Raw genomic sequence first — 22592 nt, 5'->3', positions numbered from 1 at the left:
GTACGGACGGTGGGTCAGGTGGGACTGCCGGGGAACGGGACGGTCAGCGGGGTGAGGCCCGCGCTGCGCCGCCACCGGGTGGCCCGTACCGCGCAGTCGGTCAGCGCGTTGAGCGCCCGGGTGCGGTCCGCGCCGGTGGTGACCGGCAGTGCCACCCGCCAGAACGCCGCGGTGCGCTCCTCCACCTGTACCGCCAGTCGCAGCGCGGCGGCCCGGTCGGTGACCGGGAACGGCAGGGCGTAGCCGGCCTGGTCGGCGGGCACCGTCCCCCCGGCCGTGCTGAGCTGGAGCACGAGCGCGTCGCGCCGGGACCGGTGGGCCGCCTCGGCGGCGCGGGCGGCCCGCCGGTCGGCGTCGGTGAGGTGCACCCCGATCGGGCCGTAGGCGTAGATCGCGGCGTACTCGGCGGTCAACGCCCCGGCGAGCGCGTCGCCGGGGGTGGCGGGAGCGGTGGAGCGGATCACTTCAGCGCCTCCAGGTGGGTGGCCCGGGCGGCGGTGATCGCGCCGAGCAGCGCGGCCCGGTCGCCCGGCGCGTCGGCGCACGCCTTCGCCGCGTTGTCCCGGCCGCGCTGCTCGGCCGACCGCAGCGCGGCCAGCACGGCGGCGCGGTCACCTGCGGCGGCGGACGGGTCCGGCGAGGCCGAGGCGGAGGGTCCGGGGCGGCCGATCACCCGGCGCAGCTCCTCGGCGTGCGCGGCGTGCGCGTCGGCGATCGGGGTGAGCCGGTCGGCCAGCCCCGGATCGGCGGCGACCGCGGCCCGGTGCCGGTCGGCCAGCGACCGGGCCTCCGCCGCCAGGGGTTCCAGCGGGTCGGGCGGCGGGGTCGGGTCGTCGCGGTCGAGAAGACCACAGCCGGTCAGCGGTACGGCGGCGACGCCGGCCGCCAGGAGCGCGCCGGCCCGCAGCACGGTACGCCGGGACTGCCCCGTTGCGTCGTGGTGCGTCGTTGTTCTGCCCGTGGCCACCGGACAAGTCAACACCATGCCCGCCGTCCGCCGGGCGACAGCCGTCGGTGCGCCGCCGGGGCCGCCGTACCGACGGCGCGTTACGCTCTGCGCAGCCACCGGCGCTACCGCCCCGGTGGCGTCCCGGCGTGCCGGTCCGACGACCGCCGCCGACCAGGAGAAGGGTGCCCAGATGACGCAGCGTGGCCGTGCCACCAGGCCGACGGCGCCGGCGGGACGCTCCCGCCGCACCGACGGTCCCCGGGGCGGCGACCGTGCCGGCGCATCCCGGGGTGACCTGGCCGCCCGTCGTGACCGGTTGCGCGCGGTGATCGAACCGGTGGTCGCCGGGGCGGGCTACGACCTGGAGGACGTCTCGGTCTCCCGGGCCGGCCGCCGGCACGTGGTCCGGGTGATCGTGGACGCCGACGGTGGGATCAACCTGGACGCGGTCGCGGTCGTCTCGCGGGCGGTCTCGGCGGCGCTGGACGCGGCCGAGGAGTCCGGCGGGGACATCGTGGCGGGGGAGTACCAGCTGGAGGTCAGCTCTCCGGGGGTGGACCGCCCGTTGACCCTGCCCCGGCACTGGCGGCGCAACGCCGGCCGGCTGGTGAAGGTGACCGTACGGGCCGGCGAGCCCGCCGTGGACCGGCAGGTCACCGGGCGGGTGGTGACGGCCGACGACGAGCGCGTGGTGCTGGAGACCGGGTCCGGTCCGGTGGAGCACCGCTACGCCGAGCTGGGCCCCGGCCGGGTGCAGGTCGAGTTCCACCGCCTCGACGAGATCGACGAGGCGGACGAGATCGACGAGGTCGGCGACGACACCGACGAAGATGACGACGATGATGTGGAGGACGAGGAGAGGTGAACATCGACCTCGCGGCGCTGCGCGCACTGGAGCGCGAGCGGGAGATCCCGTTCGACACGATCCTCGCGGCGATCGAGACCGCGTTGCTGACCGCCTACCGGCACACCGACGGTGCCGAGTCGCACGCCCGGGTGGAGATCGACCGCAAGAACGGCGCCGCCCTGGTCTACGCCCAGGAGCTGGACGACGACGGCAGCGTGGTGCGGGAATGGGACGACACCCCGCACGACTTCGGCCGGATCGCGGCGATGACCGCCAAGCAGGTGATCCTCCAGCGGTTGCGGGAGGCCACCGACGAGGTGCACTTCGGCGAGTACGTCGGCCGCGACGGTGACCTGGTCACCGGGGTGGTGCAGGCGCACGAGGCGCGCAGCGAGAAGGGCATCGTCAGCGTCGACCTGGGCAAGCTGGAAGGCGTGCTGCCGCAGTCCGAGCAGGTGCCCGGCGAGCGGTACACCCACGGCGAGCGGATCCGCTGCGTGGTGGTGCACGTGACCAAGGGCATGCGCGGGCCGCAGATCACCCTGTCCCGCTCGCACCCGGCGCTGGTGAAGAAGCTCTTCGCGCTGGAGGTGCCGGAGATCACCGACGGCACCGTGGAGATCGGGGCGATCGCCCGTGAGGCAGGTCACCGCACCAAGATCGCCGTCCGGTCCACCGTGCAGGGCGTGAACGCCAAGGGCGCCTGCATCGGGCCGATGGGCCAGCGGGTCCGCGCGGTGATGAGCGAGCTGCACGGCGAGAAGATCGACATCATCGACTGGTCGGACGACCCGGCGACGTTCGTCGGCAACGCGCTCTCGCCGGCCAAGGCGCTGCGGGTCGAGGTGGTCGACCTGGCCACCCGTACGGCCCGGGTGACCGTCCCGGACTTCCAGCTCTCCCTGGCGATCGGCCGGGAGGGGCAGAATGCCCGGCTTGCTGCCCGGTTGACCGGTTGGCGGATCGACATCCGGTCCGACGCGGAGCAGCCGGGTGCCGGCGGTCGGGGCGGAGGCGAGCACGTCCCGGAGCCGGGCGGAGCGATCTCGGCCGGCTAGGGGTAGACTTCTTCCAGTGGTACGACGCGCGCATCCGGAGCGCACCTGTGTGGGTTGCCGGAAACGTGCGCCGGCCAGCGAACTGCTGCGGATCGTCGCGGTCGGTGACGAGGATGGTCACAGTCTCCGGCCTGATCCGAGCCGCAGTCTGCCGGGTCGGGGAGCGAACATGCACCCGGATCCGGCCTGCTTCGCGCTGGCGGTGCGGCGTCGCGCCTTCGGGCGGGCGCTGCGACTCACCGGGGTCCCCGATCACGGTGCCGTCGCGGAGCACGTCGATGCGCCAACCACTACGTCCGGTCAACCCGATCGGGCGAGGGTCGCTAGCAAGGTAGGACGACCGACATGAGCACACGATGAAGTCCCTGAAATGACCAGGCTTCAAGTGCAGGAGTGAGGTCGCTGCGGGTGCTGCCCGCACGACCTCGGAGTGAGGAGTGCAGTGGCAGGTAAGGCCCGCGTACACGAGCTTGCCAAGGAGCTCGGGGTCGAAAGCAAGACAGTGCTCGCCAAGCTGAAGGAAATGGGCGAGTTCGTCAAGTCCGCGTCCAGCACCGTCGAGGCGCCCGTCGCCCGACGCCTGCGTGGCGCATTCGTCGCGTCCGCCGGTGGTTCGTCGGCACCGTCCGCTCCGGCGGCGGCCCCGAGCCCGGCACCGACCCCGACGCCACCCCCGACCCCGGGTGCCCCCCGGGTCTCGGCCCGACCGATGCCGCCCCGGCGACCGGCCGCGCCGACCCCTGGACCGAAGCCCAAGGGCCCGGTCCCCGGCCCGCCGCAGCCGGCGACCCCGGTCGCCAAGCCGGCGAGCGCACACGACATCGAGGTGGCCGCCGCCGAGGCGCGCGCCGCCGCGTTGAAGGCCGAGCAGGAGGCCGCGGTCAAGGCCGCCCAGGCCGCCCGGCAGCAGCAGCGGGACAACGTCCGGCGGGAGCCGCCCACCGAGGGTGGCCCGCGTCCGGGTCCGCGTCCCGGCCCCAACGCCGTCCCGCCGCGTCCGGGCACCCCGGCCGCCGGCCGGCCCGGTGGCCCCCCGGCGGGCCCGGGTGCCCGTCCCGGTGGTCGTCCCCCGGCCCGCGGTGCCGGTAACAACCCGTTCGGCATCCAGGGTGGCCAGCAGCAGCGGCCCCCGGCGGCCGGCGGCGGCGGTCCCCGGCCGAGCCCGGCCGGCATGCCCCCGCGGCCGAGCCCGGCGTCGATGCCGCCGCGGCCCAGCCCGGCCTCGATGCCGAGCCAGCGGCCCACCACCGGTCGCCCCGGCGGTCCCGGTGGCGGTCGTGGCGGCCCCGGTGGCGGTGCCGGTCGTCCCGGTGGCGGTGGCGGTGGCTTCCGTCCCGGTGGCGGCGGTGGCGGTGGCTTCCGTGGCGGTCCCGGTGGCGGCGGTGGCGGCGCCGGCGGCGGCTACCGTGGTGGCCCCGGTGGCGGCGGTGGCGCTCCCGGCGGTGGTTTCCGTCCGGGTGCCCCGGCCGGTGGCGGTGGTCGCCCCGGTGGTGGCGGTCGTGGCCGTGGCGGCGGCGCCGCGGGTGCCTTCGGGCGTCCGGGTGGCCGGCCGACCCGTGGTCGCAAGTCCAAGAAGCAGCGCAGACAGGAGTTCGACAACCTGTCGGCCCCGACGATGAGCTCGGGCGCGCCCCGGGGTCAGGGTCAGGTCGTCAGGCTCTCCCGTGGCGCCTCGCTGTCGGACTTCGCTGACAAGATCAACGCCAACCCGGGTTCGCTGGTCCAGGAGATGTTCAACCTGGGCGAGATGGTCACGGCCACCCAGTCCTGCTCCGACGAGACCCTGCTGCTGCTCGGCGAGCACCTCGGGTTCGACGTGCAGATCGTCAGCCCGGAGGACGAGGACCGCGAGCTGCTCGCGCAGTTCAACATCGACCTCGACGCCGAGGTCGCGGAGGACCGCCTGGTCAGCCGTGCGCCGGTGGTGACCGTCATGGGTCACGTCGACCACGGTAAGACCAAGCTGCTCGACGCGATCCGCAAGGCGAACGTGGTGGCCGGCGAGGCGGGTGGCATCACCCAGCACATCGGCGCGTACCAGGTCCACGTCCCGCACGAGGGCGAGGACCGCGCGGTGACCTTCATCGACACCCCGGGTCACGAGGCGTTCACCGCCATGCGTGCCCGTGGTGCCCAGGTCACCGACATCGTGGTGCTGGTGGTGGCGGCCGACGACGGCGTCATGCCGCAGACGATCGAGGCGCTCAACCACGCCAAGGCGGCCGAGGTGCCGATCGTGGTCGCGGTCAACAAGGTCGACAAGCCGGAGGCGAACCCCGACAAGGTCCGCCAGCAGCTGACCGAGTACGGCCTGGTCGCCGAGGAGTACGGCGGCGACACCATGTTCGTCAACGTGGCGGCCAAGCCGGGCATCGGCATCGACGAGCTGCTGGAGGCGGTCCTGCTGACCGCCGACGCGTCGCTGGAGCTGACCGCTCCGATCGACGGGCCGGCGCAGGGTGTGGCCATCGAGGCGCACCTGGACAAGGGTCGCGGTGCGGTGGCGACGGTGCTGGTGCAGAAGGGCACCCTGCGGGCGGGCGACTCGATCGTCGCCGGTGGGGCGCACGGCCGGGTCCGCGCCATGCTCGACGAGAACGGCAACCAGGTCGCCGAAGCCGGTCCGGCCCGTCCGGTCCTGGTGCTCGGCCTGACCGCGGTGCCGGGTGCGGGTGACACCTTCCTGGCCGCCGAGGACGACCGCACGGTGCGGCAGATCGCCGAGCAGCGGCAGGCACGACGGCGGGCGGCGTCCTTCGCCAACTCCCGCGGCCGGGCCACCCTCGAAACGCTCATGGAGCAGCTCAAGGAGGGCGAGAAGACCTCGCTCAACCTGGTGCTCAAGGGCGACGTCTCCGGTTCCGTGGAGGCCCTCGAGGACGCGCTGTTCAACCTCGACATCCCCGAGGAGGTCCAGCTCAGGATCATCCACCGGGGCGTGGGTGCGATCACCGAGAGCGACGTCATGCTCGCGAGCGCCTCGTCCGAGGCGGTCACGATCATCGGCTTCAACGTGCGGGCCGCCAACAAGGTCCGCGAGATCGCCGACCGCGAGGGCGTGGAGATCCGGTACTACACGGTCATCTACCAGGCCATCGAGGAGATCGACGCCGCGCTCAAGGGGCTGCTCAAGCCGGAGTACGAGGAGGTCGAGCTGGGCACCGCGGAGATCCGCGACGTCTTCCGCTCGTCCAAGATCGGCAACATCTCCGGTTGCATCGTCCGGTCCGGCATCATCCGCCGCAACGCCAAGGCGCGGCTGCTGCGGGACGGGGCGGTCGTGGCGGACAACCTCACGATCAGCTCGCTCAAGCGGTTCAAGGACGACGCGACGGAGGTCCGCGAAGGCTTCGAGTGTGGTCTGACTCTGGGCGGTTTCAACAACGTCCAGGTTGGCGACACCATCGAGACCTTCGAGATGCGGGAGAAGCCGCGCGCCTGATCCGAGGCTGACAACAGTGCTCAAGGGGTTTACGCCACCCGGCGTAAACCCCTTGAGCATGTCCGGGCCGGTTCCGTAACGTCCGTGGCGATGTATACCGGAACCGCACTTTTCGACCTGCTCCTGCCGGGTGACTCCCGCTCCCTGAAGGCGAAGCGCTCCTACGTCCGGCCCATCGTGGCGGCGCTGCGCCGGTTCGAGGTGTCGGCCGCCGAGGTGGGCGCGCTCGACCTGCACGGCCGGGCCGAGATCGGGGTGGCCGTGGTGGCCGCCGAGGCGACCCATGTCCGTGACGTGCTCGACTCCTGCGAGCGCCTGGTCGCCGCCCGCCCCGAGATAGACCTCCTCTCCGTCCGCCGCCACCTCCACACCCCCGAAGACTGACCCGCCCACCCGCCCCGCCCCGCCCCACCCCGCCTGCTCGCGTTGATCAAGAGGTTTGCGTCAGTGTTGATCTTCAAGTTGACGCAAACCTCTTGATCAGTTGACGCAAACCTCTTGATCACCAGGGCGAACCGGGGCGGGCGGGGCGGGGCACGGAGGGGTACGGCGGGGCAGGGCGGAGCGGGAAGTGGGGGTGGGTGGGGTAGGCCGGGGCGCAGGGCGGTGGGGCGGGGTGGGGGCGGGCGGGTGGGGGTGGTGCGCGGGTAGTGTTCGGGGTGTCGGGTGGTTGGTACCGGTGACGCCCGCGTCGCCGTTCCGGCCGCGGAAGGAACGCCCTGGAGGTGGGGGACATGACTGATCCGGCCAAGGTTCGCCGGCACGCCGAGCGGATCCGCGAACTGGTCGCCTCGGTGGTGCGGAGCCAGATCAAGGACCCCCGGCTCGGGATGATCACCATCACCGACGCCCGGATCACCGCCGACCTGCGCGACGCCACCGTCTTCTACACCGTCCTCGGTGACGCGGCGGCACAGGCCAGCACCGCCGCCGCGCTGGAGAGCGCCAAGGGCATGCTGCGCAGCACCGTCGGCAAGGCCCTCGGGCTGCGTCACTCGCCCTCGCTGACCTTCGTCCTCGACGACGTGCAGGACCAGGTCAAGCAGATCGACGACCTGCTCGCCCAGGCCCGGCACGCCGACGCCGAGGTGCAGCGGCTGGCCGCCCAGGCCAAGTACGCGGGTGACGCCCAGCCGTACCGGGTCGACGACGAGGACGAGGACGAGGCGGACGACGCCACCACCGACACCCCCGCAACGGACCGGCGGTGACGGCCGCCCCGGGCACGGCCGACCAACTCCGTACCGGGTCACCGTCCGCCGGTCCCGGCGAGGACGACTGGGCCGCCGCCGTCGCAGCGGTACGCGGCCTGCCGGCCGATGCCCGGGTGCTGCTGATCTGTCACGTCAACCCGGACGGCGACGCGCTGGGCAGCATGCTCGGCTTCGGGCTGGGGCTGCGTCGACTCGGCGTGCACCGGTTGCAGGCCACCTTCCCGGGGCCCCCCGGGGTCCCGGAGCCGTTCCACTGGTTGCCGGGGCTCGACCTGCTGGTGCCGGCGGCCGAGGCGTACCCCGATCCGGATCTGGTGGTCTGCTTCGACGCCGCGAGCGAGTCGCGGCTCGGTGACCTGGTCGACCGGCTGGACACCGCCGGCACCTCGATCGTCCTCGACCACCATGCCTCGAACACCGGCTTCGGCGCGGTACGTCTGGTCGACCCGGCGGCGGCGGCGACCTCGGTCGTCGCCGAGCAGTTGCTCTCCCGGCTCGACGTGCCGCTGGACGCCGAGATCGCGACGGGTCTCTACGTCGCGCTGACCACGGACACCGGCTCGTTCCGGTTCGCGGCCACCACCCCCGAGGTGCACCGGCTCGCCGCCCGGCTGCTCGCGACCGGCCTGCACCCCGGCGACATCTCCCGCCAGGTCTTCGACACCAGGCCGTTCGGCGCGGTCCGGCTCTTCGGCGAGGTGCTGGGGCGGGCCCGGCTCGAACCGGAGGCAGCCGCCGGGCACGGTCTGGTCTGGACCGACGCCACCCTCGACGACCTGGCCCGGCACGACCAGCAGCCGTACGTGCTGGAGTCGCTCATCGACTCGGTCCGCTGCACCGCCGAGGCGGACGTCGCGTGCGTGCTCAAGCAGGTCGGGCCGGCCGAGTGGGCGGTGTCGATGCGCAGCAAGGGCGCCGTCGACGTCAGCGCGGTGGCGGTGGCGCTGGGTGGCGGAGGTCACCGCTTCGCCGCCGGTTTCACCGGATCGGGCGACGCCGAGCAGGTCATCGCCCTGATCAGGGCGGAGCTGGCCGGTGCGCTGACCGGCGGCCCCGCCGACGCCGACGGGTGTCGGTCTTCCCGCACACGGTGACCCCGGGGAGAATCGGACGATGGAGCAGCCGCACGAGATCACCGTGGACGTCTCCCGCGCCTGGGACAGGCCGGTGGTCACCGTGCCGGTGCTGGCCTGCCTCTCCCTGGTCGGTGGGCAGTTCCCGTCGTTCTCGGCGCAGGCCAACATCTGGACGCTGGGTACCGGCGGCGCGCTGATCTGGCTCGGCCTCGGCAACCGGGTGCAGCGTCGGCCGGCACCGCGCCGGCTGGGCCGGGGCACCGCCTGGTGGCTGCTCCCGGCCGCGGTGTTCGGGGTGCTCGAAGGGGCCACCTTCGTCATGGCCGTCGGCGACGAGTTCCCCACCTTCTCCCGCCTGGCCGATCCGCTGCTGGAGGACGAACTGGTCCGCTCGGCGGCCTGGTTCGCCTGGCTGGCCGCGTTCTGGGGGCTGGTGCGGCGATGATGCGCATGCTCGCCATCAGTGGCTTCCTCGCCTCGTTGGTGCTCTTCGCGGCCGTGGAGTGGGCCGCCCGCCGGGAAGGTTCCCGGATTCCGTCACTGGGCGACGTCTGCGCCTACGTGATGCGGTACGAGGTCGGTCCGGTGCCGGTCGGCCGGATCGGCGTGTTCGGGTTCTGGTGGTGGCTCGGCTGGCACTTCCTGGCCCGCTGACCGCCTCCACCGTCGGGTGACCGGCCGCTGCGCAGCCGCGGCGACGCGGACCTGCCCGGCGGCCATCCCGCTCCGGCTCTCCCACCCCGTGCGGGTGCGGTCCGCCCGGCCCGGTTCGGGGCCACCGGTCCCGCACCGCCGTCGGTCCGACCGCTCGGAGCTCGTCGTACGCCGCATCCGGCCCGGCCGGCGGTGTGCCCGTCCCGGGGCCGACGTGGCCCGGTCGGGCGGAGACGTCGCGGGCACTCGGCGGGGTGGTGTGGTGCGGGCGTTCGTGCCGGGCCGCGGTTCGGGTGTGCTCGGGGAGCCTGCCAGGTTCTTCCAGATGGCGGGAAGAGTGGGCAGCATGTGGAAAGTAAACGTTAACTTGGGAGAGGCCGACGTCGCGCCGCGACGCAGGTCGCGGGCGGTGGTGCCACACCCGGTGCCGCCTCCCTCCAGGGTCTGACCGACCCGGGCTCACGCTGCCAGGCGAGCCGCTCCGGTGATCCCGGGCCGCCTTCCCGGCGCTCAGCAGGACCGCCCGTCCGGGCCACCTGTTCGGTGGTCCGCACCCTGGAAGGACACCGCCATGGCGACCAAGCCCAAGACCGAGACCACCGACGAGGCCCGCGAGCAGATGCGCCGCGCGTTGCAGACCTCGATGGACACCCGCCAGTGACCCTGTCGCGCCGGCGATGACCCCGCTGCCAGGCTGAGTTCGACTCAGCCTGGCGCCGGTGGTCGTGCTCGGCCCCGCCCCGCCCGGCTCGTTCTCGCCCGCCCCACCGGACCCGGCACCGGCCCGCCTTCGCGGTCGGGTGCGGATCACCTGCGGTTCCACGGCCCGGCGCTGGCCGGGCTCGGTGCCGCCCAGGTGCCGCCCGGCCCGGCCGTAGCGCCTGCTCCGGGCCGTCCCCACCCCGGTGTCGGTGGGGTTCCTTCCGTTCCTGCACCGGCTGCGCTTCAGCGTTACCCCGCCCGGCCGTGATCCCGCCTCCGGCCATGGGGCCGCCCCCGCCCCCGGTTGCGCTCAGCCCTACCGTCCCCGGCTCCGGCCGCGTTCAGCGCGGCCCGACCGGGCCGGGCCGCCCCGTGTCCAACCGCCCGGCGGTGTACGAGGGTGACCCGCTCCGGGTTGGGCCCGCCCCAGCTCGCCCCGGCCCGGTCGGCTCGGCCGAAGCGCCCCGCCCCACCCACTCCGCCACCCGCGCGCCCTCGTCCCCTGCGGTCACGTCCGTCGCCGGACCGGTTCCGCCGACCCTTGTTCGGTAAGCTATGCCGAGGCTTGCGTTCCTTACCGCAGGCGTGCCAGGATCGGCGACGATGAGCCAGTCCACCGCCACCGCCACCGCGCTCGCCTCGCCGCGCCGGATCGCCGCGCTCGCCCTGCCCGCCCTGGTGGTGCTCGCGGCCGAACCGCTCTACGTGCTGGTCGACACCGCCGTCGTGGGGCACCTGGGCCGGGTCCCGCTGGCCGCGCTCGCCGTCGGTGGCACGGTGCTGACGCTCACCGCCTGGCTCGGCACCGTGCTGGCGTACGGCATCACGGGGCGGGCGGCCCGCCGCTTCGGTGCCGGTGACCGGGCTGCGGCGCTGGCCGAGGGCGTCCAGGCGTCCTGGCTGGCGTTCGGGGTGGGCGTGCTGGTGGCCGTCGGCATGCAGTTCGGCGGTGACGCGCTGGCGCGTACCCTCGCCGGTGGTGGTGGCGAGGTGGCCGACACCGCCGGGCGGTGGCTGCGGATCGCGGCCCTCGGCGCGCCCGGCCTGCTGCTGGCCGCCGCCGGCAACGGCTGGCTGCGCGGCATCCAGGACACCCGCCGCCCGCTGCTGTTCGTGCTCGGGCCGAACCTGCTCTCCGCGCTGCTCTGTCCCCTGCTGGTCTACCCCGCCGGGCTGGGGGTGACCGGTTCGGCGGTGGCCAACGCGATCGCCCAGACCGTCTCGGGTGCCCTCTTCGTGGGGGCGCTGCTGCGGGAGCGGGTGGGCCTGCGGCCCCGGCCGGCGCTGATCCGCCAGCAGTTGGTGCTCAGCCGGGACCTGCTCATCCGGGGTCTCGCCTTCCAGGCCAGCTTCCTGTCCGCCACCGCCGTCGCCGCCCGGTTCGGCGCCGCCGCCGTGGGCGCCCACCAGATCGCGCTGCAACTGTGGTTCTTCACCGCGCTGCTGCTCGACGCGTTGGCGATCGCCGCGCAGGCGTTGATCGGCGCGACACTGGGGGCGGGCGACGCCGCCGGGGCGCGCGCCCTGGCCCGCCGGTTCGCGCTGCTGGGCGGCGTGTGCGGGGTGGCCTTCGCGGTGCTGATCGCCGCCGGGGCCGGCGTCGTGCCGTCCCTGTTCAGCTCCGATCCCGAGGTACGCGGGCAGGCGATGGTGGCGTGGCCCTGGTTCGTGGCGATGCAACCGTTCGCCGGGGTGGTGTTCGCCCTCGACGGTGTGCTCATCGGCGCTGGCGACATCCGCTACCTGCGCAACCTGACCGTGGTCGCGGCGGTCGGCGGCTTCCTGCCGGCGATCTGGCTCTCCTACGCGTTCGACCTCGGTCTGGGCGGCATCTGGGCCGGCCTCACCCTGCTCGTGGTGATCCGGCTCGTCGGTGTGCTGCTGCGGCTGCGGTCCGGCAGGTGGGCGGTGGTCGGCGCGGTGCGCTGACGGCTGTGCTGCGACGGTTTCCGGCCGGAGCACCGCGATCGTCGGTCAGCACTCTTCGCCGTCGCCGGCCCGCCAGCTCTCGTCGTAGACGTCGCCGGTCGGGGCCGGCGCGGTCCGACGACGCAGCGGTTCGGCCGCGGCCAGCGCCAGGAAACCCCGCCGCATCGCCGGGCAGTCGGCGTTCTGCAGGGTGATTCGGGCCGAGTCGAGCCAGAGACCACGCCCGGCCGGGCCGACGTCGTCCGGGTACGGCACCAGCCACACCACCTCGTCGCGCAGGGTGACCAGCTCCGCGCCCGGCCGGTACGCCTGGGGACGCCACAGGTCGAACGGGTAGGCCCAGACGAACCGGGTGGTGACCTCCAACGCCGGTACCCCGCTGGCGGCGGTGGTGGACCGGTACGTCATGGTGCCCCGGCCACGCACCTTCTCGTCGCGGTCCAGCCCCGGGTCGGCGCGGTCGGCGATCCGGCTGGCGAAGCCGAGGCTGATGCCGGAGGCCAGGTCCCGACGGACGGAGTCGCGGTTCTGCGGGGCGAGCACGGCGAGGAACCCGTCGGGATCGCCGTCCAGCATCCGGGGTTCCACCCGCCCCTCGACCAGTGCCCGACGGACCCGCGCCAGCGCGTCGGTGACCTGCTCGGCGGTGAACGGCCCGGTCCGGTGGGCGGCGGGCGGCACGACGGCCGCCGCGCCCTCGGCGTACGCCTCGGCCGGGGTGGCGACGAACGGGCCGAGACTGTTGCCGCTGGCGTCGGTCGGCCGGGGAGCGGCCGGCGACGCGTCACCGGGGCGAGGGAGCAGCGGTGCGCCGTCGTGCGCCCGTTGGACGAAACGGAACCCGCCCACGGCGAGCCCGCCGACCAGCACCAGTACCAGCAGGACGCCCACCGCGCCGAGCAGCGTGCCGCCGTACCGACCCCAACGCAGCCGGAGCCGTTCCGAGCGGGTCAACTCGTGCTCCACCTCGGGTTCCCGCATCCAGGACGGAATCCGGACCGGCTCGTCCGCGGTGGCGACCGCCGCCCTGTCGGGGGGTGGGTCAGTGGGTGTCGGGTCGTAAGTCACGCGGTGTTCCCTGGGTCGGACGGGGAGGGGCGCATGATCTTCGCGCCCGGGCGGTCGCGGCGCTGTCCCGTCCGGGGCCACGGACGAGGACTGGCCCGGGGTGGGGGCCACGGGCTCAGAGGGTGCCGGCGCGCATCCGGGCGAACAGGTAGAGCGCGCCGCCGACCAGCAGGCTGGCCAGCGTCGCCACCAGCACGAACGAGACGATCCCGGCGACCACCGGGTGACGTTCGCTGAATCGGCTGCGGTCGCGCCACCGCCAGAGCGACAGGCGTGCCCGGCGGAGCGTCGGCACGGCCTCGACCAGCTCGGACAGCCGCCGGCCGAGGGTGCGACGGGGTGGCTCCGGGTGACGCATCCACTCGGGGAGTTCGACCCGGGCACGGTGCTCGGGCGGGGGCGGCGTGGTCATGGGGCTCCTGACGGGTGACGGGGCTCTCGTGGTGCGAGGGCATTGTGCCGTGCGGTGACGGGCGGGGTGGACCCGTCTGGCAGGCTTGGCGGTCGTGAACGGTGACGGTCTGATCGTGGTCGACAAGCCTGGCGGCGTGACGTCGCACGACGTGGTGGCGCGCATCCGCCGGTTGGCCCGCACCCGCCGGGTCGGGCACGGCGGCACCCTCGACCCGATGGCGACCGGGGTGCTGGTGATCGGGGTGGGTCGGGCCACCCGGCTGCTGACGTACGTGATCGGGGCGGGCAAGAGCTACACCGCGACGGTCCGGCTCGGCCAGTCCACGGTCACCGACGACGCCGAGGGCGACGTGATCGCCGCCACGCCGGCCGGTGCGCTGACCGACGCGGAGATCCGGGCCGCGTTCGTGCCGTTGACCGGTGAGATCGACCAGGTGCCCAGCGCGGTGAGCGCCATCAAGATCAACGGGGAGCGGGCGTACAAGCGGGTCCGGGACGGCGAGCAGGTCGAGCTGCCCGCCCGGCGGGTCACCGTCTCCCGGCTCGACGTGTCGGCGATCCGCCGGGACACCCCGGACGTGGTCGACGTGGACATCGACGTCGACTGCTCGTCCGGGACGTACATCCGGGCGCTGGCCCGGGACGCGGGCCTGGCGCTCGGCGTCGGCGGACACCTCACCGCGCTGCGGCGGACCGCTGTGGGCAGTTTCACCCTGGCCGAGTCGGCGACCCTCGCGACGCTGGAGCAGCGCGCGCCGGAGGTGGTCACCCTGCCCCTCGACACCGCCGCCGACAGGTACTTCTCCCGTCGGCAGGCCAGCGCCGACGAGGCGAAGGTGCTCTCCCACGGCGGCCCGCTGGACCCGGTGGGCATCGCCGGACCGTACGCCGTCTTCGGACCGGACGGTGGCCTGATCGCTATCGTCAGCGAGCGGGACGGCCGGGCCCGCGCGGAGATCGTGCTCGCCCCGGCCTGACCGGGCCGCCGGCCGGCACGGCCGGACGGCGCGGCGGGGACGGGCGCGGGGACGACGGCCGGCACGGCCGGCGGCGGTGGGTACGGGTGTGAGCCGGTCAGCGGCGGAGCAGGGAAGGAGCGGCATGCAGCGGTGGCGGGGGTACGAGGCGGCACCCGGTGACTGGGGGCGGTCGGTCGTCACCATCGGCGTCTTCGACGGCGTGCACCGGGGGCACCAGGCGACCATCGGACACGCCGTGGCGCGCGCCCGTGAGCTGGGCGTACGGTCGGTGGTGGTGACCTTCGACCCGCACCCGGCCGAGGTGGTCCGCCCCGGCGCGCACCCGGCCGTGCTCACCGAGCCCGACCGCAAGGCGGAGCTGATCGAGGCGCTCGGGGTCGACGTGCTGTGCGTGGTGCCGTTCACCGCCGAGTTGTCCCGGCTGCCGGCCGAGGCGTTCGTGCACGACATCCTGGTCGAACACCTGCACGCGGCGCTGGTCGTGGTGGGGGACAACTTCCGGTTCGGGCACCGGGCCGCCGGGAACGTGGCGCTGCTCGAACAGCTCGGCCGCACCCACGGCTTCGGGGTGGAGAACGCCCCCCTGGTCGCCGCCGACGGCACGGTCTTCTCCTCGACGTACGTCCGGGCCCGGATCGAGGCCGGGGACGTGGCGGCGGCGACCGCCGTGCTCGGCCGGCCGCACCGGCTCGAAGGGGTGGTGGTGCTGGGCGACCAGCGCGGCCGGGAGCTGGGTTTCCCCACCGCCAACCTGCGCTGCCCGCCGCACGCGGCGGTGCCCGCCGACGGGGTGTACGCCGGCTGGCTGGTGCGCGGGGGCACCGGGCGGCTGCCGGCGGCCATCTCGATCGGCACCAACCCGACGTTCGCCGGCCGGGAGCGCCGGGTCGAGGCGCACGTGCTGGATTTCGCCGGCGACCTGTACGGCGAGCACGTGGCTCTCGACTTCGCCGCCCACCTGCGCGGCCAGATCCGGTACGACGCGATCGAGCCGCTGTTGGTGCAGATGGCCGAGGACGTCGCGCGGACCCGGCTGGCGGTCGCCTGAGACGGCCCGGCGGGGTGGGTCGACGGGCCGCCGACGCCCGCCGCGCGGGCCTTGACCGGGCGGTTCCGCGGCGGGCTGGTAGTGTGGCGGTGACGTCGGATGACCGACGCGGGGCCTCGCGTGCCTGCACGACGCCGCGGGTGCGAGGTTCGTCCGTCCCCGGTCCGTTCGGACCCGAACGACGGACACCAGTTGTCAACCCACCGAAACAGGGAGAACATGGCGCTCGACCAGGAAGCCAAGGCCAAGATCCGCTCGGAGTACGCGACCGCCGAGGGCGACACCGGTTCGCCGGAGGTGCAGGTGGCGGTCCTCACCAAGCGGATCGCGGAGCTGACCGAGCACCTGAAGGTGCACAAGCACGACCACCACAGCCGCCGTGGGCTGCTGCTGCTGGTCGGTCGGCGCCGTCGGCTGCTCAACTACGTCCAGAAGAAGGACATCAACCGCTACCGGTCGCTGATCGAGCGACTCGGCCTGCGCCGATGACGTGACGGGGGAGCGGCCACCGGGTCGCTCCCCCGTTCCGCGCACCACCAGAAGAAGAGGGCCGCGCGACCACCCGAGAGGGAGCCGGTCAGCGTACCGGTCTCCGGTAGTGGCCCCCGGGCATCCCGGCAACATGCCGGCCACCCGGGCGCTTCGATCGAAGACCGGCCGTCTGAGCAGCTCCGGTGTCGTGGGCCCACGACGCGAAGGAGTACCGCAGCACATGACCGAGACCAACCTCGGCACCGAATCCCGCACCGCCGTGATCGACAACGGGTCCTTCGGCACCCGTGAGATCACCTTCTCCACCGGCCGGCTGGCCCGCCAGGCCGCCGGCTCCGTCATCGCCCAGCTCGGCGAGACGGTCGTCCTCTCCGCCACCACCGCCGGTAAGCACCCGAAGGAGCAGTTCGACTTCTTCCCGCTGACCGTCGACGTCGAGGAGCGGATGTACGCCGCGGGCCGCATCCCCGGCTCGTTCTTCCGCCGTGAGGGCCGACCCAGCGAGGACGCGATCCTCACCTGCCGGCTGATCGACCGGCCGCTGCGCCCGTCGTTCGTCAAGGGCCTGCGCAACGAGGTGCAGGTCGTCGAGACCGTCCTCGCGCTCGACCCGCAGCACCCGTACGACGTGGTCGCCATCAACGCGGCCTCGATGTCGACGAAGCTGTCCGGCCTGCCGTTCTCCGGCCCGATCGGGGCGACCCGGGTGGCCCACGTCGAGGGCCAGTGGGTGGCCTTCCCGACCCTGGAGGAGCTGTCCCGGGCCACCTTCGACATGGTGGTGGCCGGCCGGGCACTCGAGGACGGCGACGTCGCGATCATGATGGTCGAGGCCGAGGCGACCCCGCACGCGGTGACCCTGATCGCGGCCGGCGCGACCGCTCCGACCGAGGAGATCGTCGCCAGCGGCCTGGAGGCCGCCAAGCCGGCGATCCGCGAGCTGTGCCGCGCGCAGAGCGAGCTGGCCGAGGTGGCCGCGAAGCCGGTCACCGAGTTCCCGGTCTTCCTCGACTATCAGGACGACGTCTACCAGGCGGTGGCCGAGCTGGTCCGCGCCGAGGTGGCCGAGGCGCTCCAGATCGCCGGCAAGGCCGACCGCGAGGAGGCCCTGGACCGGGTCAAGGCCAGGGTCGCCGAGGAGCTGACGGCCCGCTTCGAGGGCCGGGAGAAGGAACTCTCCGCCGCCTTCCGTTCGCTGACCAAGTCCGAGGTCCGCAACCGGGTGCTGCGCGAGCAGGTCCGCATCGACGGCCGGGGGCCGCGCGACATCCGGCCGCTGACCGCCGAGGTCGGCGTGCTGCCCCGGGTGCACGGTTCCGCGCTGTTCGAGCGGGGCGAGACCCAGATCCTCGGTGTCACCACGCTGAACATGCTGCGCATGGAGCAGATGGTGGACACCCTCTCCCCGGAGAACCGCAAGCGTTACATGCACAACTACAACTTCCCGCCGTACTCGACCGGGGAGACCGGCCGGGTCGGCTCGCCGAAGCGGCGGGAGATCGGCCACGGCGCGCTGGCCGAGCGGGCGCTGCTGCCGGTGCTGCCGTCGCGCGAGGAGTTCCCGTACGCCATCCGGCAGGTGTCCGAGGCGCTCGGCTCCAACGGCTCGACCTCGATGGGGTCGGTCTGCGCCTCGACGCTGGCGCTGCTGTCGGCCGGTGTGCCGCTCAAGGCGCCGGTGGCCGGCATCGCGATGGGCCTGATCTCCGACGAGGTCGACGGCAAGACCCAGTACGTGACGCTGACCGACATCCTCGGTGCCGAGGACGCGTTCGGTGACATGGACTTCAAGGTCGCCGGCACGCCGGAGTTCGTCACCGCGCTCCAGCTCGACACCAAGCTCAACGGCATCCCGTCGGACGTGCTCGCCGCCGCGCTCCAGCAGGCGAACGAGGCCCGGCAGACCATCCTCGGGGTGATGCAGGCGGCGATCGAGGCTCCGGCCGAGATGTCGGACTACGCGCCCCGGGTCACCACCGTCAAGATCCCGGTGGACAAGATCGGTATGGTGATCGGCCCGAAGGGGCAGACCATCAACGCCATCCAGGACGAGACCGGCGCCGAGATCTCCATCGAGGACGACGGCACGATCTACGTCGGCGCGACCAACGGCCCGTCGGCCCAGGCCGCCGTGGACCGGATCAACGGGATCGCCAACCCGACCCTGCCCAAGGCCGGCGAGCGGTTTCTCGGCACGGTGGTCAAGACCGCCGCGTTCGGCGCGTTCATCTCGCTGCTGCCCGGCCGCGACGGCCTGCTGCACATCTCCAAGGTGGGCGACGGCAAGCGGGTCGAGCGGGTCGAGGACTTCCTCAACGTCGGCGACAAGGTCGAGGTGGAGATCGCGGACATCGACGCCCGCGGCAAGATCTACCTGGACAAGGTCCGGCCGGAGGGTGCCGAGGCACCGGCCGCCGGTGAGGCCGCCGGCGGCGACCGGCCGGCCGGTCGGGGCGGCGACCGGGGTCCGCGTGACCGCGGTGACCGGGGCGGTGACCGGGGTGGTCGCGCGCCGGAGCGCGGCGAGCGTGGCCCGGGTGGCGGCGAGGGTGGCGACGGCGGCGAGCGTCCGCGTCGGCGTACCCGGCACAGCTGAGCAGTGACCGGCCGGGTGACGACGACGTCGTCACCCGGCCGGTGTGTTCCCTCCACCCCTCGTCGCACGGGAAGCAGGTCTGCGTGAGCCGCGCCCAGCGTTCGTCGTTTCCCCCGGGCCGGCAGCCGGTGCCGTCGCCGGTCCGGCACGCCGTCGCCGGGCAGCCCGGCCGTGCTGGGGCACCGTCCCGGGCGGTCACCCGCACGATCAGTGACGACCCGCTGGGCGGCACCGTGCGGCGGACCGTGCTGCCGAGCGGGCTGCGGGTGCTCACCGAGGCGATCCCGACGATGCGCAGCGTCTCGTTCGGCATCTGGGTCACGGTCGGCTCGCGGGACGAGACGGGCCCGCAGGCCGGTGCCGCGCACTTCCTGGAACACCTGCTGTTCAAGGGCACCCACAAGCGCACCGCGCTGGAGATCTCCGCCGAGATCGAGGCGGTGGGCGGCGAGACCAACGCCTTCACCACCAAGGAATACACCTGCTACTACGCGCGGGTGCTCGACGAGGACCTGCCGCTGGCCATCGACGTGATGTGCGACGCGGTCGCCGACTCGCTGCTGGAACCGGCCGACGTGGAGACCGAACGCGGGGTCATCCTCGAAGAGATCGCCATGCACGACGACGAGCCCGGCGACGAGGTGCACGACCTGTTCGCCCGCGCCGTCTACGGCGACCACCCCCTCGGCCGGTTGATCTCCGGCACCGAGGAGACGGTCACCCCGATGACCCGCCGGCAGATCCAGAGCTTCTACCGCCGCCGCTACACCGCGCCGCAGATCGTGATCGCCGCCGCCGGCAACCTCGACCACTCCGCCGTGGTGCGGCTGGTCCGTCAGGCGCTGCGCGGCACCCCGCTGGACACCGGCCCGGCCGCGCCGGGCACGCCCCGGCGCAACACCCCGGCGGTACGCACGAAGCCGGCCGCCGTCCTGGTCGAGCCGAAGGAGACCGAGCAGGCGCACGTCATCCTCGGCTGCCCCGGCATCGACCGGGTCGACGAGCGGCGGTTCGCCCTCGGGGTACTCAACAACGTCCTCGGCGGCGGCATGTCCAGCCGGCTGTTCCAGGAGATCCGGGAACGGCGTGGCCTGGCCTACTCGGTCTACTCCTACGCCAGCCAGTACGCCGACAGCGGCCTGTTCGCCGTCTACGCCGGCTGCGCGCCGGGCAAGGTCGACGAGGTGCTCCGGTTGACCCGCGCCGAGCTGGCCCGGGTGGCCGCCGACGGGCTCACCGAGGCGGAGGTGGCCCGGGGCAAGGGGATGAGCAAGGGCTCGTTCGTGCTGGGCCTGGAGGACACCGGCTCCCGGATGAGCCGGCTGGCCAAGGGTGAGCTGCTCTACGGCGACCTGATGCCGGTGGACGAGCTGCTGGCCCGGGTCGACGCGGTGACCGTGGCCGACGTGAACACCCTCGCCGCCGAGCTGCTGAACCGGCCGATGTCGCTGGCGGTGGTCGGCCCGTTCGGCGAGCACGACTTCGCCGGCTGAGCCCGTCGCCCGCCGCCGGGGCGTCCCGGCGGTGGTCCGACCCGCCGGTGTCCGGGGTAGGCGGCCACCCGCGGTCGGGTCCGGAGTGCGTACCGGGACCGGCCGGTGGGACGGTGGTGGTCCGGCGGTGGCCCGCGTCCCGATTGGGATAGGTTGTGCCGCGTGACTGACGAGCAGGAGAAGGGCCCGGGTGGACCGGTCCGGGTCGGCGTGCTGGGGGCCCGGGGCCGGATGGGCGCCGAGGTGTGCCGGGCGGTCGACGGGGCCGACGACCTGACGCTGGTGGCCGCCGTCGACCAGGGTGACGAGCTGTCCGCCGCCTCCGCCGCCGAGGTGGTCGTCGACTTCACCACCCCGGACGTGGTCATGGACAACCTGCGCTGGTGCATCGACCAGGGCGTGCACGCGGTGGTCGGCACCACCGGCTTCACCGGGCAGCGGCTGGAGCAGGTGCGCGGCTGGCTGGCCGACCGGCCCGATCTCGGGGTGGTGATCGCCCCCAACTTCGGCATCGGCGCGGTGCTGATGATGCAGTTCGCCGCCCGCGCGGCCCGGCACTTCGAGTCCGTGGAGATCATCGAGCAGCACCATCCACGCAAGCTCGACGCGCCGAGCGGCACCGCCACCCACACGGCCCGGCTGGTCGCGCAGGCCCGCGCCGAGGCCGGCCTCGGCCCCGCTCCCGACGCGACCAGGGACGAGGTGCCCGGCGCGCGGGGCGCCGACATCGACGGGGTACGCGTGCACGCGGTCCGGGCCACCGGCCTGCTCGCCCACCAGGAGGTGCTGTTCGGCACCCTGGGCGAGACGCTGACCATCCGGCACGACTCGTACGACCGGGTGTCGTTCATGCCCGGGGTGCTGCTGGCGGTGCGGGCGGTCCGGCAGCGCCCGGGGCTGACCGTCGGCCTGGACGCCCTGCTCGACTAGCCCCGTCCGGCCGGGGCCGGCGGTCGGGGTCGCGTCGACGCCGGGTGCGGCGGTGGCGGCGAATTCGTTGGCGGTGCGCCGGGGTGCGCCCTAGGCTGCCCCGGTGCTGGATTCCGGACATACCGATCGGCTCGGGCGGCGGGTCACCCTGCGCCCGGTGGACGACGACAACTGGCGGGCGGTGGCCGACCTGGCCCCCCGCGACGACCAACGGGGGTGGGTGCCGGCGCTGGCGGCCCGTTACCTGGTGCTGACCTCGCGTTCCGAGGTCTGGACGTCGCTGGCGGTGCACGCCGACGAGACCGTGGCCGGCCACGTCATGTGGGGCGTGGACGACGACGGGTCGCGGTGGATCGGCGGGATGCTGATCGACGCCGCCGAGCAGGGCCGGGGGGTGGGCCGGGCCGCCGTACGCACCCTCGCCGCCTGGCTGGGCGGGCCGGACGGCGAGCACCCCGTCCGGTTGTCGTACCACCCGGACAACATGGCCGCCGCCCGGCTCTACACCTCGCTGGGGTTCACCCCGACCGGGGCGGTGGAGGACGACGAGCTGGTCGTCGAGCTGCGTCGTTGACCCGGCGCGGGGTCACTCCTGCTCGATGACGGACAGGATGTTGCCGGCCGGGTCGGTGAACCAGGCGATGGTCGGCCCGTTGTCGCGCATGATCCCCCGGTCGTCCTGCGGCAGACCCGGGTAGCGCGCGAACCGAACCCCGCGTGCGGTGAGTTCGTCGACCGCCCGGTCGACGTCGGCCACCGGGAAGTTGAGCACCGTGAACGTCGCCGGCACGTGGTCGGCCTTGGGATAGACCACCACGTCCCGGTCGCCGGCCAGGTGCAGCATCAGCAGCCCACCGGGGCCGCCGAGCTGCGACACCCGCAGGTCGAGGGTGCCGGCGTAGAACTCCCGGGCCCGGTCGGTGTCGTCGGCCGAGAACCCGCTGAACGCCTTCGTGTCCCGGAACATGCCCGTCTCCCTCACCGTCGGTGGCGCACCGCCGCCTCCGGTCTACCAGGGTGGGCCGACAGAACCGGCCGGGACGCGTCGACCGGGCCGCGACCGCTGCCGACACGCCGCCGGGTCAGGGCGTGTCGTCCGGCTCGGTGGGGACCGCGACGTGCAGCCGTACCTGGGGGACGAGCATGTCGTCGACGTCCAGCGCGCGGGCCGCGCCGTCCGGCTCCCAGCCGGTGCTGGTGAGGAACTTCCGGGTCGCCTCGTCGCCGTCGAACGTCCAGGCGACCGCGTGGGTGAACCCGTCGCCGCGCCAGGCGTCCACGGCGGCGGCGAGCAGCCGGCTGCCGTGCCCGCGCCGACCCCAGCGCGGCTCGACCAGCAGGTCGGTCACCGCGACCACCCCGGCGCCCAGCGCCGCCTCCGGCTCGCCCGGGGCGAGCGCTTCGGCGTCCGCCGGCCCGGAAGCCGCGAACCCCACCAGATAGGATTGCTCGGCCTGTTCCACGGCGACGAGCACCCGGTGCGCAGCCGAGGGTGGCTCCTGCACCGCCGCGCTCCACCGCCGGGCGAGCCAGGCCTCGTCCAGGTTGTCGAGCACGTGCCGGGGCAGCAGCCGACGGTACGCGACCCGCCAGGTCGCGAGCTGCACACGGGCGATCTCGGCGGCGTCCTCGGGACGCGCCGGGCGGACGTACCCCAGAGCCATGGCACGAAAGCCTAGGCCACAGCGAGGGAGACGACG

The 22592-nt window shown here is 73.9% G+C and carries 22 protein-coding genes and 1 pseudogene; 17 read left to right on the top strand and 6 right to left on the bottom strand.

Annotation, left to right across the window (positions count from 1 at the left end; all coding sequences use genetic code 11):
- Nucleotides 1-14 precede the first annotated feature (14 nt).
- Together ACN260_RS21865 and ACN260_RS21860 are read right to left on the bottom strand one after the other, a co-directional pair.
- A complete protein-coding gene (locus ACN260_RS21865) occupies nt 15-464 on the bottom strand; it encodes a ferritin-like domain-containing protein (protein ID WP_422752820.1) in 450 nt (149 codons plus the stop codon).
- Nucleotides 461-910: a hypothetical protein gene (locus tag ACN260_RS21860; RefSeq protein ID WP_422756788.1), complete on the bottom strand. Its 450-nt coding sequence runs from the start codon at nt 908-910 to the stop codon at nt 461-463. The genes ACN260_RS21865 and ACN260_RS21860 overlap by 4 nt, the downstream gene beginning before the upstream one ends.
- Nucleotides 911-1139: 229 nt before the next feature.
- On the opposite strand from ACN260_RS21860, the gene rimP reads away from it, so the two are divergent.
- From rimP to ACN260_RS21810, 10 genes and pseudogenes are all read left to right on the top strand, one after another.
- Nucleotides 1140-1814: a ribosome maturation factor RimP gene (rimP, locus tag ACN260_RS21855; protein ID WP_422752819.1), complete on the top strand. Its 675-nt coding sequence runs from the start codon at nt 1140-1142 to the stop codon at nt 1812-1814.
- Nucleotides 1811-2854 carry a transcription termination factor NusA gene (gene nusA, locus ACN260_RS21850; RefSeq protein WP_422752818.1) on the top strand — a complete coding sequence of 348 codons (1044 nt, stop codon included), beginning with the start codon at nt 1811-1813 and terminating at the stop codon, nt 2852-2854. The genes rimP and nusA overlap by 4 nt, the downstream gene beginning before the upstream one ends.
- A gap of 16 nt (nt 2855-2870) precedes the next feature.
- Nucleotides 2871-3203 (top strand): YlxR family protein, encoded by a 333-nt coding sequence (locus tag ACN260_RS21845; protein ID WP_088647723.1) that lies wholly within the window; start codon nt 2871-2873, stop codon nt 3201-3203.
- A gap of 93 nt (nt 3204-3296) precedes the next feature.
- Nucleotides 3297-6296, top strand: a complete 3000-nt coding sequence (gene infB, locus ACN260_RS21840) for a translation initiation factor IF-2 (RefSeq protein ID WP_422752817.1) — start codon at nt 3297-3299, stop codon at nt 6294-6296.
- A gap of 90 nt (nt 6297-6386) precedes the next feature.
- Nucleotides 6387-6680, top strand: a complete 294-nt coding sequence (locus tag ACN260_RS21835) for a DUF503 domain-containing protein (RefSeq protein ID WP_088647721.1) — start codon at nt 6387-6389, stop codon at nt 6678-6680.
- Nucleotides 6681-7030: 350 nt separating this feature from the next.
- Nucleotides 7031-7496, top strand: a pseudogene (rbfA, locus tag ACN260_RS21830) (30S ribosome-binding factor RbfA); the annotation flags it as partial.
- 7 nt (nt 7497-7503) lie between these two features.
- A complete protein-coding gene (locus tag ACN260_RS21825; RefSeq protein ID WP_422752816.1) occupies nt 7504-8604 on the top strand; it encodes a DHH family phosphoesterase in 1101 nt (366 codons plus the stop codon).
- 19 nt (nt 8605-8623) lie between these two features.
- The gene (locus ACN260_RS21820; RefSeq protein WP_422752815.1) at nt 8624-9031 is read left to right on the top strand and encodes a hypothetical protein; all 408 of its coding nucleotides are present in this window, start codon (nt 8624-8626) and stop codon (nt 9029-9031) included.
- A complete protein-coding gene (locus ACN260_RS21815; RefSeq protein WP_422756787.1) occupies nt 9031-9240 on the top strand; it encodes a DUF6186 family protein in 210 nt (69 codons plus the stop codon). Before ACN260_RS21820 ends, ACN260_RS21815 begins: the two co-directional genes overlap by 1 nt.
- A gap of 1305 nt (nt 9241-10545) precedes the next feature.
- Nucleotides 10546-11871: an MATE family efflux transporter gene (locus ACN260_RS21810; RefSeq protein WP_422752814.1), complete on the top strand. Its 1326-nt coding sequence runs from the start codon at nt 10546-10548 to the stop codon at nt 11869-11871.
- A 45-nt stretch (nt 11872-11916) separates the two neighbouring features.
- Here the strand turns inward: ACN260_RS21810 and ACN260_RS21805 are convergent, their stop codons facing one another.
- Both ACN260_RS21805 and ACN260_RS21800 read right to left on the bottom strand, forming a co-directional pair.
- Nucleotides 11917-12939: a hypothetical protein gene (locus tag ACN260_RS21805; protein ID WP_422752813.1), complete on the bottom strand. Its 1023-nt coding sequence runs from the start codon at nt 12937-12939 to the stop codon at nt 11917-11919.
- Between the two features lie 115 nt (nt 12940-13054).
- Nucleotides 13055-13351 carry a hypothetical protein gene (locus ACN260_RS21800; protein WP_088645572.1) on the bottom strand — a complete coding sequence of 99 codons (297 nt, stop codon included), beginning with the start codon at nt 13349-13351 and terminating at the stop codon, nt 13055-13057.
- Between the two features lie 94 nt (nt 13352-13445).
- On the opposite strand from ACN260_RS21800, the gene truB reads away from it, so the two are divergent.
- From truB to ACN260_RS21765, 7 genes are all read left to right on the top strand, one after another.
- Nucleotides 13446-14330 carry a tRNA pseudouridine(55) synthase TruB gene (truB, locus tag ACN260_RS21795; RefSeq protein ID WP_422752812.1) on the top strand — a complete coding sequence of 295 codons (885 nt, stop codon included), beginning with the start codon at nt 13446-13448 and terminating at the stop codon, nt 14328-14330.
- A 124-nt stretch (nt 14331-14454) separates the two neighbouring features.
- Entirely contained in the window at nt 14455-15381 is a 927-nt protein-coding gene (locus ACN260_RS21790) for a bifunctional riboflavin kinase/FAD synthetase (protein WP_422752811.1), read from the top strand.
- A 219-nt stretch (nt 15382-15600) separates the two neighbouring features.
- Nucleotides 15601-15870: a 30S ribosomal protein S15 gene (gene rpsO / locus ACN260_RS21785; RefSeq protein WP_067302624.1), complete on the top strand. Its 270-nt coding sequence runs from the start codon at nt 15601-15603 to the stop codon at nt 15868-15870.
- A 223-nt stretch (nt 15871-16093) separates the two neighbouring features.
- Nucleotides 16094-18469, top strand: a complete 2376-nt coding sequence (locus ACN260_RS21780; RefSeq protein WP_422752810.1) for a polyribonucleotide nucleotidyltransferase — start codon at nt 16094-16096, stop codon at nt 18467-18469.
- A gap of 128 nt (nt 18470-18597) precedes the next feature.
- Nucleotides 18598-19962, top strand: coding sequence for a M16 family metallopeptidase (locus tag ACN260_RS21775; protein WP_422756786.1), 1365 nt, complete (start codon nt 18598-18600; stop codon nt 19960-19962).
- A 162-nt stretch (nt 19963-20124) separates the two neighbouring features.
- Nucleotides 20125-20892, top strand: a complete 768-nt coding sequence (gene dapB, locus ACN260_RS21770; protein ID WP_422752809.1) for a 4-hydroxy-tetrahydrodipicolinate reductase — start codon at nt 20125-20127, stop codon at nt 20890-20892.
- Between the two features lie 103 nt (nt 20893-20995).
- Complete coding sequence (locus tag ACN260_RS21765; protein WP_422752808.1) at nt 20996-21466, top strand: GNAT family N-acetyltransferase; 471 nt, start codon at nt 20996-20998, stop codon at nt 21464-21466.
- A gap of 12 nt (nt 21467-21478) precedes the next feature.
- Here the strand turns inward: ACN260_RS21765 and ACN260_RS21760 are convergent, their stop codons facing one another.
- Nucleotides 21479-21859: a VOC family protein gene (locus tag ACN260_RS21760; protein ID WP_219468478.1), complete on the bottom strand. Its 381-nt coding sequence runs from the start codon at nt 21857-21859 to the stop codon at nt 21479-21481.
- A 115-nt stretch (nt 21860-21974) separates the two neighbouring features.
- Nucleotides 21975-22556, bottom strand: a complete 582-nt coding sequence (locus tag ACN260_RS21755; RefSeq protein WP_422752807.1) for a GNAT family N-acetyltransferase — start codon at nt 22554-22556, stop codon at nt 21975-21977.
- Nucleotides 22557-22592 lie beyond the last annotated feature (36 nt).

It is taken from the genome of Micromonospora sp. WMMD708, assembly GCF_049315245.1.
Lineage (GTDB): Bacteria > Actinomycetota > Actinomycetes > Mycobacteriales > Micromonosporaceae > Micromonospora > Micromonospora wenchangensis.
This window is presented reverse-complemented; position numbering and strand designations above follow the sequence as displayed.

Coding starts and splice junctions, on each gene's coding strand:
- rimP (WP_422752819.1), top strand. CDS start 1,140: ATGACGCAGCGTGGCCGTGCCACCAGGCCGACGGCGCCGGCGGGACGC.
- ACN260_RS21835 (WP_088647721.1), top strand. CDS start 6,387: ATGTATACCGGAACCGCACTTTTCGACCTGCTCCTGCCGGGTGACTCC.
- ACN260_RS21820 (WP_422752815.1), top strand. CDS start 8,624: ATGGAGCAGCCGCACGAGATCACCGTGGACGTCTCCCGCGCCTGGGAC.
- ACN260_RS21815 (WP_422756787.1), top strand. CDS start 9,031: ATGCGCATGCTCGCCATCAGTGGCTTCCTCGCCTCGTTGGTGCTCTTC.
- ACN260_RS21810 (WP_422752814.1), top strand. CDS start 10,546: ATGAGCCAGTCCACCGCCACCGCCACCGCGCTCGCCTCGCCGCGCCGG.
- ACN260_RS21800 (WP_088645572.1), bottom strand. CDS start 13,351: ATGACCACGCCGCCCCCGCCCGAGCACCGTGCCCGGGTCGAACTCCCC.
- ACN260_RS21790 (WP_422752811.1), top strand. CDS start 14,455: ATGCAGCGGTGGCGGGGGTACGAGGCGGCACCCGGTGACTGGGGGCGG.
- rpsO (WP_067302624.1), top strand. CDS start 15,601: ATGGCGCTCGACCAGGAAGCCAAGGCCAAGATCCGCTCGGAGTACGCG.
- ACN260_RS21780 (WP_422752810.1), top strand. CDS start 16,094: ATGACCGAGACCAACCTCGGCACCGAATCCCGCACCGCCGTGATCGAC.
- ACN260_RS21760 (WP_219468478.1), bottom strand. CDS start 21,859: ATGTTCCGGGACACGAAGGCGTTCAGCGGGTTCTCGGCCGACGACACC.
- ACN260_RS21755 (WP_422752807.1), bottom strand. CDS start 22,556: ATGGCTCTGGGGTACGTCCGCCCGGCGCGTCCCGAGGACGCCGCCGAG.